The 12319-nt window shown below is 71.7% G+C and carries 13 protein-coding genes, 1 tRNA gene and 1 pseudogene; 5 read left to right on the top strand and 10 right to left on the bottom strand.

Annotated elements, in window-relative coordinates; all coding sequences use genetic code 11:
* Positions 1-229: 229 nt before the first annotated feature.
* Positions 230-314, bottom strand: a tRNA-Lys gene (locus ACFY0O_RS35310).
* Positions 315-491: 177 nt separating this feature from the next.
* Here ACFY0O_RS35310 and ACFY0O_RS35305 point away from each other — a divergent pair.
* Positions 492-887, top strand: a complete 396-nt coding sequence (locus tag ACFY0O_RS35305; RefSeq protein WP_388954601.1) for a hypothetical protein — start codon at positions 492-494, stop codon at positions 885-887.
* A 62-nt stretch (positions 888-949) separates the two neighbouring features.
* Here ACFY0O_RS35305 and ACFY0O_RS35300 read toward each other — a convergent pair whose 3' ends face one another.
* Positions 950-1306, bottom strand: a complete 357-nt coding sequence (locus tag ACFY0O_RS35300) for a nuclear transport factor 2 family protein (protein WP_079432288.1) — start codon at positions 1304-1306, stop codon at positions 950-952.
* Positions 1307-1468: 162 nt separating this feature from the next.
* Here ACFY0O_RS35300 and ACFY0O_RS35295 point away from each other — a divergent pair, with 162 nt between their 5' ends.
* Complete coding sequence (locus ACFY0O_RS35295) at positions 1469-2866, top strand: pyridoxal phosphate-dependent decarboxylase family protein (protein WP_388954597.1); 1398 nt, start codon at positions 1469-1471, stop codon at positions 2864-2866.
* 54 nt (positions 2867-2920) lie between these two features.
* On the opposite strand, the gene ACFY0O_RS35290 is transcribed toward ACFY0O_RS35295, so the two are convergent.
* The 4 genes and pseudogenes from ACFY0O_RS35290 to ACFY0O_RS35275 form a co-directional block, all read right to left on the bottom strand.
* Positions 2921-3580 (bottom strand): GNAT family N-acetyltransferase, encoded by a 660-nt coding sequence (locus ACFY0O_RS35290; RefSeq protein ID WP_388954595.1) that lies wholly within the window; start codon positions 3578-3580, stop codon positions 2921-2923.
* 17 nt (positions 3581-3597) lie between these two features.
* Positions 3598-4099, bottom strand: a pseudogene (locus ACFY0O_RS35285) (GNAT family N-acetyltransferase).
* A gap of 31 nt (positions 4100-4130) precedes the next feature.
* Entirely contained in the window at positions 4131-4661 is a 531-nt protein-coding gene (locus ACFY0O_RS35280; protein ID WP_388954593.1) for a GNAT family N-acetyltransferase, read from the bottom strand.
* On the bottom strand, positions 4646-5191 hold the full coding sequence (locus ACFY0O_RS35275; protein ID WP_388954592.1) for a hypothetical protein: 546 nt from the start codon (positions 5189-5191) through the stop codon (positions 4646-4648). The genes ACFY0O_RS35280 and ACFY0O_RS35275 overlap by 16 nt, the downstream gene beginning before the upstream one ends.
* 353 nt (positions 5192-5544) lie before the next feature.
* Here ACFY0O_RS35275 and ACFY0O_RS35270 point away from each other — a divergent pair, with 353 nt between their 5' ends.
* The gene (locus ACFY0O_RS35270) at positions 5545-5772 is read left to right on the top strand and encodes a hypothetical protein (protein WP_388954591.1); all 228 of its coding nucleotides are present in this window, start codon (positions 5545-5547) and stop codon (positions 5770-5772) included.
* Between the two features lie 17 nt (positions 5773-5789).
* On the opposite strand, the gene ACFY0O_RS35265 is transcribed toward ACFY0O_RS35270, so the two are convergent.
* From ACFY0O_RS35265 to ACFY0O_RS35250, 4 genes are all read right to left on the bottom strand, one after another.
* Positions 5790-6161, bottom strand: coding sequence for a DUF6086 family protein (locus ACFY0O_RS35265; RefSeq protein WP_388954589.1), 372 nt, complete (start codon positions 6159-6161; stop codon positions 5790-5792).
* A gap of 345 nt (positions 6162-6506) precedes the next feature.
* On the bottom strand, positions 6507-8216 hold the full coding sequence (locus ACFY0O_RS35260; protein ID WP_388954587.1) for a nitrite/sulfite reductase: 1710 nt from the start codon (positions 8214-8216) through the stop codon (positions 6507-6509).
* Between the two features lie 22 nt (positions 8217-8238).
* Positions 8239-9423, bottom strand: coding sequence for a hypothetical protein (locus tag ACFY0O_RS35255; protein WP_388954584.1), 1185 nt, complete (start codon positions 9421-9423; stop codon positions 8239-8241).
* Complete coding sequence (locus ACFY0O_RS35250) at positions 9420-11102, bottom strand: hypothetical protein (RefSeq protein ID WP_358894428.1); 1683 nt, start codon at positions 11100-11102, stop codon at positions 9420-9422. Before ACFY0O_RS35250 ends, ACFY0O_RS35255 begins: the two co-directional genes overlap by 4 nt.
* Positions 11103-11466: 364 nt before the next feature.
* On the opposite strand from ACFY0O_RS35250, the gene ACFY0O_RS35245 reads away from it, so the two are divergent.
* Positions 11467-12168 carry a phosphoadenylyl-sulfate reductase gene (locus ACFY0O_RS35245; protein ID WP_388954582.1) on the top strand — a complete coding sequence of 234 codons (702 nt, stop codon included), beginning with the start codon at positions 11467-11469 and terminating at the stop codon, positions 12166-12168.
* On the top strand, positions 12168-12319 hold a 152-nt coding region (locus tag ACFY0O_RS35240; RefSeq protein ID WP_388954699.1), incomplete at its 3' end, for an adenylyl-sulfate kinase. The genes ACFY0O_RS35245 and ACFY0O_RS35240, both read left to right, overlap by 1 nt.

Genomic DNA, 12319 nt, shown 5'->3' with positions numbered 1-12319 from the left:
CGACGGGACCCCGGGCGGAAGGGCCGGAAGGGCCGCGGGGGCCCTGAAGGCCGCGAAGGGCCGGAAACGGCCGCTCGGCGGGTCCGCGGAGTCCGGGGAGTCCGGGGAGTCCGGGTCCGGGGATGACGTCGACGGGACGGGACGGATGCGCTCCGGGCGGCGCCGCATGCCAAAGACACGCGCACCCCTGGTATCGGTTCGGGATGCGCGTGCCTGGGATGAGCACCAGCGGAGAGGGCAGGATTCGAACCTGCGTGGGCAGAGCCCGTCCGGCGAAGGGCCGGACCCCATTCGGCCGCTTTGGGTACCTCTCCATCGGCCTTTCTCGTGCCCTCAGCTTGGCACGCGGCGGCTGACACGGGGCTGATGGATATCTGAGAAGGGAATTCCGCCGGCGGACGTGATGGAGCGGTCAGGGTCCCATCAGCGCCGACCGGGATAGTGGAGAACGATCCGTCCAGAGTCCTTCACGACGTACACAGGGAGTTCCCGTGACCGCCGAGACCGCCCCCGAGACCGCCAAAATCGCCGTTTCCCGCCTCTACAACGACGAGAACGGCGAATCGCATTTCATCGACGAGCAGCTGGAGGTGACGGCCCTCAATTTCGCCCCGCCCGCGCCGTCCCTCTTCGTCTCCGAGGGCATACCGGCCAAGCAGGCCGTGTACCTGTACATCCCGGCCGGCTGGTTCGGCGACTTCCACCCGGCGCCGCGCCGCCAGATCATGACGCTGGTCAGCGGCAAGATGGAGTGCGGCGTCAGCGACGGCACCTGGCGCACCTTCGTGCCCGGCAACACGCAGCTGGTCGAGGACACGGTGGGCAAGGGCCACGCCACGAAGGCCCTGGAGGACTGCGTGATGATCGTCTCCCAGCTGGCGGACTGACGCCCCATCACTCCACTCAAAGGGCCCGGGCCTTGAAGGCCCGGGCCCCTCTGCTTATCTACTCAGCCCTTGACGTAGCCGAAGCTCTCGACGAGCTTTCCGCCCTCCAGGCGGTGCACGTTCACCCCGCGGACGAAGTCCTTCGGGCCGCCGCCCCAGCGCAGCGTCCAGCGGCAGACGGAACGCTCGCCGGCCACCCAGACGTCCTCCACTTCGAAGGTCATGTGCTCGTTGCCCGCGATCGCGGTCCAGAACTGCAGACATTCGTCATAACCGACGTGCTTGGTGCCGTCGGGGGCCGGCCCGGAGTTCTCCAGCCGGCAGTTCTCGCCCAGGATGTCCTTCAGCAGGCCGGGGTCGTGCAGCTGGAATGCCTGGTTGAACTGTTCGATAACCTTGCGGGTCTGCTCGTCGGACATCGGAACTCCTCAAGTCTCATGACGCGGCACGGATGGTGGCCGTCGGACCGGCCGGGGCCACAGGAGAAAGTAATACAGTCCAACGGCCCGCTGTCCAAGGTTTTGGAAGTTCCGGCCATTCCGGTCAGTCGCACGTCAGTACCAACCGCCTAGCTTTGTACTATGACCACAGCAGACAGTGCGCCTCTCGCATTGGCCTATCAGCAGGCCACCGAATATCTGACGGGCCTCGCCGAGCGGCCGGTGGGTGCCACTGCCGGCTCCGAACAATTGCTGAAAATGTTCGGTGGCCCGCTGCCCGCCGGACCGGCCGACCCGGCCGAGACCATCGAGGTCATAGGCCGCGCGGTGGCCGAGGGCGGCATCCCGACGGCCAACGGGCCCCGTTACTTCGGCTACGTCACCGGAGGCACCCTGCCGGTCGCCATCGCCACGGACTGGCTGGTGGCCGCCTACGACCAGACCGCCAGCCTCTACAACCTCTCCCCGGCCGTCGCCGTGGCCGAGGACGTGGCCGCGCAGTGGGTCCTCGAACTCCTCGGCCTGCCCGCGCACGCCTCCGTCGGCTTCCCCACCGGCTGCACGATGGCCCACCTGACCTCCCTCGCGGCCGCCCGGCACAAGCTCCTCGCGGAGGCCGGCTGGGACGTGGAGCGCGAGGGCCTGGGCGGCGCGCCGGAGGTGGCGATCGTCGCGGGCGCCCAGCACCACATGACCATCGACCTCGCCGCCCGCTACCTCGGCTTCGGCACCGCCCGCATCCGCAACGTCCCGGTGGACGCCAAGGGCCGCATGATCCCCGTCGAACTGGAGCGCACCCTCTCCGGCCTCACCGGCCCGGTGATCGTCTGCGCGCAGATCGGCGACGTCAACTCCGGCGCCATCGACCCCGTCGGGGAGATCTGCGACATCGCCCACCGCTACGGCGCCTGGGTCCACGTGGACGGCGCCTTCGGTCTGTGGGCCGCCGCCAGCCCAAAGCTCCGCCCCCTCCTCAACGGCGTGGAACGGGCCGACTCCTGGGCCCTGGACGCCCACAAGTGGCTCAACGTCCCCTACGACTGCGGCATCGTCGTCATCGCCCACCCCGAGGCCCACCGCGCGGCCATGCTCAACGAACGCGCCGGCTACCTCCCGCCGGGCACGGACGGGGAACGCGACGCCATCGAATGGGTCCCCGACTTCTCCCGCCGAGCCCGCAGCCTCCCGGTGTGGGCGGCCCTGCGCACCCTGGGCCGCGAAGGCGTCGCGGACCTGGTGGAACGCTGCTGCGACCACGTCCGCCACTTCGCCGACCGCCTCTCTGACGTCCCCGGCGTGGAACTCCTCAACGACGTCGTCCTCAACCAGCTCCTGGTCCGCTTCGGCGACGACGACGAGACCACCCGCAGGGTCATCGCCCGCATCCAGCGCAGCGGTGTCTGCTGGTTCGGCGGCACCCTGTGGGAGGGCCGGGCGGCGATGCGCGTCTCGGTGGTCAACTGGCGCACCACCCGCGAGGACGTGGACCGCAGCGCGGACGTCATCCTGTCCGCCCTGACCGCCGAACTGACCCCCTGACCACCCCCCACCCCCCGGCCGGGCCCCGTCCCCCGGGCCCGGCCGGGGCGGGTGTCACCCCTCGTGGGCGCCCCCACCCGGGTCCTGGGCGATGAGCCTGGCCCGCTTGACGGCCACGGCTGCCGGATCGGCGGGCCCGTTGACGCTTTCGAAGCCGGCGATCAGCTCGTCCAGCCCATCCCGCTCGATCCGCCGCCCGGCGGCGTCTCCGGCCAGATCCCGGACCATGACCGCGTAGAGGGGCGAGTCGCCGGACGGCTTGGCCTCGTCACGCTTCTCGTAGCCCCACCTCTCGTACAGGGCTTGCACCTTCGCATGGTCGGAGTCCACGAGGAGCGTCACGAAGTCCACTTCGACCGCCCGGACCAGCGCATCGTGGATCCGGCGGCCCCTCCCCGTGCCCTGCCACCGGGGCACCACCATCAGCTCGGACAGGGCGAAGATCCGCCCCCGCACACCGTCGGGCCGATCGGCCCCCTTCCACCACCCGCCGGGCTTGAACTTCGACCCGTACGCGTATCCGACCGGTCGGCCGTCCTCCCACCCCGAGACACACGTCCAGTCCTCCCGCCCCGACCACAGGTCGACGAAGTAGGAGAACCGCTCGCGGGAGTGGAAGGGGTCGGGATCGCCGGCGTACACCTCGTCGTGAACGTCCAGGAGCAAGGACCGGACGTCTTTCGCATCAGCGTGCGCGTACCACTTCAGGTCCATCGTCGTGCTCCCTCACGTCACAGGTGCACCAGCCGGACCATTGCCGTGAGCACGGGCGAGTCCGGGGAGGGCTGGACGACTCCGATTGCCTCGTAGCCCCATGACTCGTAGACCCGCTGTACCTTTCCCTCCCCAGCGGCCGGGTTGACCATGAGCGACACGTAGCGCTCCGCGCGCCCGGCCATCAGCTCGTCATGGATCCGCCGGGCCAGTCCCGTCCCCCGGTGGGGAACCGTCACACCGATCTCCTTGAGCGCCAAGGCCGGCGATCCGCTTCCATCAGCGGTCCCCGGCTTCCACGGTGTTGCCGTACGCGTACCCGATCGGCCGTTCGGCTGCATCGAAGGCGAGCACAGCGCCGAAGCCCGCCTCCTGGCCATGACGTTCCAGACGTTCGGCGAAGATCGGGACCGCGTAGTTCGGCAGGTGCAGCAACGGTTCGCGGACGTCGGCGTACACCGCGACGAGCGGTCCCCGGGCCGGCCCCAGTGCTGTGAATCGACGCAGCCGGGTGGTCATGTGATGTGCCCCCTGCGGCGAGGCCGCGCCGTCATCGGGGGCTCAGGCCTTTCATCATCACCGCGTACACCGGCGAATCAGCGAACGGCTGGTTCTCTCCGATCTTCCGGTACCCCCACCGCTCGTACATCGCCTGCAGCCGGGGCCGCTTGGTGTCCACGGTGAGGACCGCCAGCGCCTCCGGCCGCCCTTCGAGGAGTGCGTCGTGCAGGCGCGGGCCCAGCCCGGTCTTACGCCACTTCGGACGCACCATCAGTTCCGAGACCGAGAACGTGTCGGGACGTTCCGGCGGGGTGTCGAGGTGTCCCTGCCACCATTCCCTCCCCGGCGTGGCGGGGGCCCCGTAGGAGAAGCCGACCGGGATCGGACCCTGCCAGGCGATCACGCAGCTGAAGCCGGGGTTGCCGCCCCAGTGATCCACGAACCAGGGGAAGCGTTGGACGAACTCCTCGTGCCGGCGATCCGCGTACGCGTCCTCATGCACGTCCAGCAGGGTCTGGCGGATACTGCCGAGGTCGGCGTGGTGGTAGCGCCTTATCTCTGTTGTCACGCCGTGCTCCATTCGGTGCGGTAGCGGTCCGCCCACTCCCGGGCCACCTGGGCGGAGGGGGCGACGGTGAACAAGGACCGGTGGAAGTCGCCGATCATCGTGCGGAGACGGCCCGGAAGCGGATTGTCGGCCATCAGCCCGAAGACGGCGCTGGTCGTCGCGCACGCCTGCTCGGCCTCTCCCTGGTGGAGTTGGGCCGAGCCGAGTCGGACGATGGCCATCGACCGGTTCCGCCGCAGGTCCCCGGGCAGTGACGCCAGGGCTCTGTGGGAGGCTGCCTCGGCGTAGGCCGGCTGGTCGAGCAGCTCGTGCACGATCGCGGCGATCGCCGCGAGCTCTGCGGGCCCGTAGAAGCCGATCCACGGGGCCCGCGGCACGTCGAGGTCCGCCTTGGCCAGGGCATTCTCGGCGTGGCCGGGCGCGGAGACGTCACCGGGACGACCCGTGATCTCCAGCAGCGCGGAGTTCATCCGATCTGCCAGCTCGTCCTGTGTGAGCCCCAGATCAGCCATTCGTGCCCGTAAGACGGCGTTCCCGGCCATGGCGCCGAACGTATCCCGCGCTCGAGCCGGGGACAAGAAGGGCCTTAAAGCGCGGGTAAAGTCTTCCGCTCTTCAGAGGCGCGGCGGCAGCCGATCCTTCCTGTTCCCTCTGGAGCTCCGGCCGTTGACTGGTCGCAGCCGCCAGAGGCGAGGACGTCTCTGGTCACCCACCCGCTGCCGACGGTAGGGAGCACCTTTGCCCAGTTCATCTCCGCGCGACGTATTGAGCGTGGACCCTCCTGACGGTGCGGGTGCCGGTCCCGCTCCGCTGTGCTCGCCCAGTGAGGAGCTGCTCGACCGGGCGCTCGTCGGGTGGGAGCGGTTCCTGCGCGGGTTCTCCTCGGAGGGGTCGGATGAGTGAGCAGTACGAGTACCTGCCGCACCGGCTGCTTCGCCAGCGGGTGCGTGACATTCCGTCCGGGGTGGAGGGGGTGCTGATGGCCGTGGTCAACGAGAACGTCTCGGATTGCGGCTTGGAGCGGTGGGTGGAGCTCGCGTACATCCGGGGCGCGGACGGTCGGGAGTTCACCACCGCCGTCGGGAACGTCGAAGCCGCCTGGTCGTCCGGAGGCCCTCGGTGACGGGAGGTCGGGTCTGCTCAGCGGGGCATATGGCGCCCCAGCTCCTGGGCCATCTCGCGCAGTCCCGCAGCCCGAGCCGAGGTTCCGTGTCCCGTCCAGTCCACCGTGATCGCGGCGCGTTTCGCGAGGACGAGAACCGTGGCGATGAAGCCCTCGGAGAGCGCGAGCCAGATGGCGTGGCCGCTTCCCCGGTGCCTCGCGAGGAGGGCGTCGACGAAGACCGCGAAGGCGTCGGGGCTGATCTGGCACTCGTCGTTCTCCATCGGCCCGATGCCCGAGGGGAGTTCCAGTTCTGCCTCGAATACCGCCACCTGGCGCTGGAACATCCGGGAAGCGCCATTGGACGGGTTCCAGAGTGTCTCGTCACCGATGTCGAAGTACTGGCTCATCCCCGCGCCTTTCAGCTGTCGTGCCGGACGAGCGTAGCCTGCGCGCAGGTCGGTGCGTTGAGCATCGAAGGGGGCCCGATGACCTGGCCGGATGTCGCGGCGGTCGATGCGTGCGTGCGGAGCGACGGGTGGGGTGGGGACCGGTGTGCGGTCGCTGCCGCGGCCGGCACCTCGCACGCGGCGTTCCTCGACCTGGGGCGAATGCCGGGCTACGCGGCTGTGCCGTCGGCTGGGACGCCGAGGTCCGGTGGAGGAGCGGTGCGCGGCTTCGGTGTGGTTACCTCGAGGGTGGCGGAGGCGAGGGCGGCCAGGGCTTCTCGGATCCTGACCGGTCTCGGGAGGGGCCTACTGGAGGTCCGACTCCTCGCAGCGGGTGACCCAGGACGTGAAGGGCTCCGACGGGTCCGTGCGGCCCGCCAGGTAGGCGCGGGTGACGCGCTCCACGTAGTCCGGGAGGTCCGCCGCCGTGGTCTTCAGGCCGCGGAGCTTGCGGCCGAAGGCGCCTTCCTGGTCGGCGGCGAGGGAGAGGGTGCCGCCCAGGTGCACCTGGAAGCCCTCGACCTGGCGGCCGTCCGCGTCCGCCACCAGCTGGCCCTTGAGGCCGATGTCGGCGACCTGGGTGCGGGCGCAGGAGTTGGGGCAGCCGTTGAGGTTGATGTTGAGGTGGGGGAGGTCCGGTTCGGAGGCCAGGCGCTTTTCCAGTTCTGTGATCAGGGTTGCCGCGCGTTCCTTCGTCTCCACGATCGCCAGCTTGCAGTACTCGATGCCCGTGCAGGCCATCGTGTTGCGGCGCCAGGGGGAGGGGCGGGCCTGGAGGCCGATGTCGGCCAGGGCGGTGATCAGGGGTTCTGGGTCGGCCACGTCCAGGACCAGGAGCTTCTGGTACGGGGTGAGGCGGACCCGGCCGCTGCCGTGGGTCTCGGCCAGGTCGGCCAGGGCGGCGAGCTTCGTGCCCGAGAGGCGGCCGGCGAGCGGGGCCGCCCCGACGTAGGACAGGCCGTCCCGCTGGGGGTGGACGCCGATGTGGTCGATCGGGGCCGGGGGGAGGGCCGGGGCAGGGCCGTCGAGGAGGGGGCGGCCCAGGTACTCCTCCTCCAGGACCCGGCGGAACTTCTCCACCCCCCAGTCGGCGACGAGGAACTTGAGGCGGGCCCGGCCGCGCAGCCGGCGGTAGCCGTAGTCGCGGAAGAGGCGGGCCACCGCCGCCCACACGTCGGGGACGTCGGCCAGGGGGACCCACACCCCGACGTGCTGGGCGAGGATCGGGACGGTGGAGAGGCCGCCGCCCACCCACATGCCGAAGCCGGGGCCGTGCTCGGGGTGGACCGCGCCCAGGAACGCCAGGTCGTTGATCTCGTACGGGACGTCCGGCAGCCAGGACACGGCCGACTTGTACTTGCGCGGCAGATTGGAGAGGGACGGGTCGCCTATGTAGCGGGCGGCGATCTCGCGGACCGCCGGGGTCGCGTCCAGGACCTCGTCCGCGCCGACGCCCGCCACCGGGCTGCCGACGATCACGCGCGGGCAGTCCCCGCACGCCTCGGTCGTCGACAGGCCGACCTCCTCCAGCCGCCGCCAGATCGCCGGGACGTCCTCGATCCGGATCCAGTGGAACTGCACGTTCTGGCGGTCCGTGATGTCCGCGGTGTTGCGGGCGAAGCGCATCGAGACGTCGGCGACCGCCCGCAGCTGGGCGGCGTCGAGGGTGCCGCCGTCGCTGCGCACGCGCATCATGAAGTGCTCGTCCTCCAGCTCCTCCGGGGCGAGCGAGCCCGTCTTCCCGCCGTCGATGCCGGGCTTGCGCTGGGTGTACAGGCCCCACCAGCGCATCCGGCCGCGCAGGTCGTCGGGGTCGATGGAGGCGAAGCCCTCGCGGGAGTAGACCCGTTCGATGCGTTCCCTGACGAGGAGGGGGTCCTCGACCGCCTTGAACTCCTCGTTGGCGTTGAGGGGGTCGTGCTCGCCCAGTGCCCACTGGCCCTCCGGGCGCTTGGCGGCGGCGGGGCGCGCGGTTCTGGCGGTGCGGACCGGCGGCGCGGCGACAGTTTCCGTCATGGTCCTGCTGCTCCTTGTCGGGTCAGGTGGTGCCGAGGGGGGCTACCGGGACGATCATTCCGCTGGGCAGCCAGCTCGCGGATCCGGAGTGGTGGTGGCCGCCCCCGGCGGAGCCGGCGCCCCCGCTGCCCGGTACGTACAGCACCGCCGCCGCGTAGAGCTTCGCGGGCGCCGGGCCCGCCGACCCGCGGGCCGCGCGCCACGCCTCGAACCCGGCGGCGCTCGGCACCTCGCCCGCCAGCCGGTCGCCCAGCGCGGCGGCGTACTCGACGGCGGCCGGGCCGTTCGGGGCGTAGCGCAGCGGGATGAGCTGGCCCGCGCCGGGGGAGAGCAGCGGTGCGGTCAGCAGCCAGGGCGCGAGGTACGTCCCCTCGGCGAGGGTGCGGCCGGCCTCGACGTCGTGGACGGCGGTGTCCGCGCCCGCCCACCCGGAGGTGACGAGCAGGGGCCGCCGGGCGGAGGCGTCGGGAGGGGATACGGAGATCCCCGCGCGGGCGGCCGCGGTACGCGCCTCGGCGGCGGCGGCCCGGCCGCGCGGGGAGTCGTCCTCGACCAGGGACACGGCCCGCGTGCCGCGCCCGGCGAGGAACGAGACCGTCTCGCGCAGTGCCGCGGCGTCGGCGGGCGTCAGGGCGTCGGACGGGCAGCCGGCCGGGGCCTTCGCGCTGCCGCCCAGCACCGCGCCGGCGGCGGCGCTCGCGCACTCCGCACCGTCGGCGCCCCGCAGCCCGGCCGGGGCCGCGGCGGCGCCCGAACGGCGGCCGGTGTCGACGGCGAGCGGGGCGGTGGCCCCGCCGGCGGAGACCCACACCTGCCCGGGCCCGGCCGGCAGTTCGACCGGGATCCAGGTCAGCGCCGACCCGGGCCGGGGTCCGCCCTTGGCCAGGCGGTCCCGGACGGTTCCGGCGGAGGCGTCGGGGGCGGCGACGGCCACCAGGTTGTACCCGGGCCGGTTCGGCACCACCAGCACCGGCACCTGCCTGCCGCCCAGCCCGACGGACCCCAGCACCGGCCCGCCCGCCGCCCGGACCGCCGCCCCGCCGCCCGGGCCCGCCAGGCTCCCGGCCAGCGCCGCGCACACCGCCGCCGCGGCGAAGTACGCCGTGGCGGCGGAGCGGCGGGCGAGCAGCCGGGTGCGCAGGAGCAGCAGCACGCCCAGGGCCAGGGCGGCGGTCAGCACGACCGCCGCCAGGAGGACCGCGTTCACCGGCGGACGACCCCGTCGCTGACCACGAACAGCACGCCGTGCGGCTGCGCGTCGCCGTAGTCGCCGTGCGGCCACGACGCCCGGTCGAAGCCGACGCACGGCTTGCCGGTGTTCTCGTCGCGGAAGGACCGGTCGAGGGTCACCCGGCCGCGCCGGTCGACGTCGAACATGCACACCCGGTGGTCGCCGCCGCCGCCGAAGGAGCCGGCGACGAAGTAGTTGGCCACCGCGATCCGGCTGACCTGCGTGGTCTCCCGGTACACGCCGTCGGCGCCGCGCTTGAAGTTGTCCATGGCGCCCCAGTGCGGGCCGCCCGAGCTGACGTCGCGGATCGGAACGGTGCTCACCAGTTCGGGGCAGTCCCGCTCCCGGCCGCCGCGGCTCGCCTCGGCGAGCTCGTCCACGGAGCACCGCGCGCCGGTCCCGGCGGCGAGGAGCTTCTGGATGTCCAGGACGTAGACCATGCCGGTCGTCTGGTCGAGGGGCTTGCCGTACGGCACCGACTGGCCCATCACCGTGTGGAACAGGAACCGGTCGTCGGGGCTGACGGCCAGCCAGCTGCCGTTGTCCCCGCCGCCGGTGACCTGCCGGTCGCCCTGGAAGGTCCGGTAGGCGGTCGTGTCGTCGAAGACCTCCTTCCACTGCGGGGCGGGCGCGGTGACGTCCGGGGTGTAGAAGACGGCGCCGCCCGCCATGGAGGAGACGAACGCCCCCTTGTGGCCGGGCCGGTTGGTCAGCGCCGTCTCCATGACCACCCGGGACTCGCGGAAGAAGGCCCGCGGCTCCTGCGCCCCGCGCGGCCCGTCGGCCACCTTGGACACCGACTTCAGCACCGGGTCGTTCCGGTTGCTGATGTCGAAGACGCGGACCGTCTGGCGGGCCAGGTTCTCCTTCAGCGCCGAGTCCGGCGTCATGAAGTTGCGGGCCTCGGCGAAGTCGCTCGCCACCATGACGTTCAGGTCCTCGCGCACCGCGATCCCGTGCGGGTTGGCGCAGGTCGCGGCCGGCAGCGCCGGGACGTTGCCGCACTGGGCCGGGTCCTCGCCCGCCTCCGTGGCCGCCGGGATCTCGGCGAGGGTCCTGCCGTCCCGGCCGATGCGGACGATCTCGCCGGGGGAGCCGGCGGCGCCGTTGCCGACCCGCACCTGGCCGCCCGTGTAGGTGCAGGGGCCGGTGACGTTCGGGCCGCCCATGTACGTGCCGTACGCGGTCCCGTCGCTCAGCACCTGGTAGGCGTCGGGGAGGGTGCCGCAGGGGGTGTCGGCGGCGGTGTTGACCCCGGCGATGGTCAGCGCGGGCAGGGCCTTCGCGTCGAAGACGAAGGTGGTGTCGCCCATGATGCCGCCGGCGTAGATCCGGTCGCCCTTGTGCCACACGTACTGCATGTGGTGCGGCTCGTTGCCGTTGTTCGGGCCGACGGTGACGGTGTTGGCGACCTTGCCGTACGTGGGGGAGTCCGGGGTCGCGTCGACGACCGTCAGGAAGTCCGGCGCCGGCTGCTTGGCCGGGCCGGACCAGACGAGCATCCACTGCCGGCCCGGGCCGCCCGCGGGGGCCACCAGGTGGTTGGTCGCCGAGTAGGTGACGCCGTCCGAGCCCTGGAAGGTGGAGGTCCAGGTCTCCGGCGTGCCGGCGGCGGCGGGTTCCGCCGCGGTGAGCATGGAGGCGGTGAGTCCCACCGCCGACAGACAGAGTGCGAGGCGGCGTATCAGCCTTCCTCGCCGCGGTCCTTGCAGGCTCATATCTCCGCGTGCCTCTCCGGGGATGTCGGGCAGAAAGTGGGGGGAATTCGGCAGGCTCTTTCCGTCACTGTCGCAGAGGGGTGCTGGCGGTCCGCTGATGAACCGCTTACCGGCTCCTGACCGTGCCCCCTATAACCCCCTAAATCAAACAAACATGCAGGTCAGAATCTTGTGATGACTGCTTCGCCCGGAAAATGCCACCCATCAGCGGACCGTCAGTGCTTTATGTGTGGGCATTGCTAATCTCGGCTCAGAATTTCTGACCGGTTCGCCGCGTCCCCCCTTTCGAAGGAGCCGCCGGGTGACGACGACCCAGGCACACGGAGACAGGAAAGAGCTGGCCGAGCGGGCGGGCCGGGAGTTGGAGGACGCCTCCGCCCTGGAGGTCCTCACCTGGGCCGCGGAGACCTTCGGCCCGAAGTTCTGCGTGACCTCCTCCATGGAGGACGCGGTGGTCGCCCACCTCGCCTCGCGGGTCATGCCGGGGGTGGACGTGGTGTTCCTGGACACCGGCTACCACTTCGAGGAGACCATCGGCACCCGCGACGCGGTCGAGGCGCTCATGGACGTCAACCTCCTCACGCTGCTGCCGTGCCGGACGGTCGCCGAACAGGACGCCGTGTACGGGCCGAAGCTGCACGACCGCGACCCCGACCTGTGCTGCGCCCTGCGCAAGGTCGGCCCGCTCGACGCGGGCCTCGCCGGCTACGACGCGTGGGCGACGGGCCTGCGCCGCGACGAGTCCCCCACCCGGGCGGGCACGCCCGTCGTCGGCTGGGACGGGAAGCGGGGCAAGGTCAAGATCTCGCCGATCGCCCGCTGGACCCAGGACGACGTGGACGCGTACGTGGCGGAACACGGCGTGCTCACCAACCCGCTGCTGATGGACGGTTACGCCTCCGTCGGCTGCGCCCCCTGCACCCGCCGCGTGGCGGAGGGCGAGGACGCGCGGGCCGGCCGCTGGGCCGGGCGCGGAAAGACCGAGTGCGGACTGCACGGCTGATGACCCGACGTACGGAGGCGGAGCTGATGAGCGTGGACGGCCAGGGGGCGGGGGCGACCGTGTGGCTGACCGGTCTGCCCAGCGCGGGCAAGACCACCATCGCCTACGCGCTGGCGGAGCGGCTGCGTGCCGAGGGCCACCGGGTGGAGGT

This window comes from Streptomyces sp. NPDC001594 (assembly GCF_042893675.1).
In the GTDB taxonomy this organism is placed as follows: domain Bacteria; phylum Actinomycetota; class Actinomycetes; order Streptomycetales; family Streptomycetaceae; genus Streptomyces.
The sequence above is the reverse complement of the archived record's forward strand: the minus strand, read 5'-3'. Positions and strand labels throughout refer to the sequence as shown.

Coding starts and splice junctions, on each gene's coding strand:
- ACFY0O_RS35300 (WP_079432288.1), bottom strand. CDS start 1,306: ATGTCCGACGAGCAGACCCGCAAGGTTATCGAACAGTTCAACCAGGCA.
- ACFY0O_RS35295 (WP_388954597.1), top strand. CDS start 1,469: ATGACCACAGCAGACAGTGCGCCTCTCGCATTGGCCTATCAGCAGGCC.
- ACFY0O_RS35290 (WP_388954595.1), bottom strand. CDS start 3,580: ATGGACCTGAAGTGGTACGCGCACGCTGATGCGAAAGACGTCCGGTCC.
- ACFY0O_RS35280 (WP_388954593.1), bottom strand. CDS start 4,661: ATGGAGCACGGCGTGACAACAGAGATAAGGCGCTACCACCACGCCGAC.
- ACFY0O_RS35275 (WP_388954592.1), bottom strand. CDS start 5,191: ATGGCCGGGAACGCCGTCTTACGGGCACGAATGGCTGATCTGGGGCTC.
- ACFY0O_RS35270 (WP_388954591.1), top strand. CDS start 5,545: ATGAGTGAGCAGTACGAGTACCTGCCGCACCGGCTGCTTCGCCAGCGG.
- ACFY0O_RS35265 (WP_388954589.1), bottom strand. CDS start 6,161: ATGAGCCAGTACTTCGACATCGGTGACGAGACACTCTGGAACCCGTCC.
- ACFY0O_RS35260 (WP_388954587.1), bottom strand. CDS start 8,216: ATGACGGAAACTGTCGCCGCGCCGCCGGTCCGCACCGCCAGAACCGCG.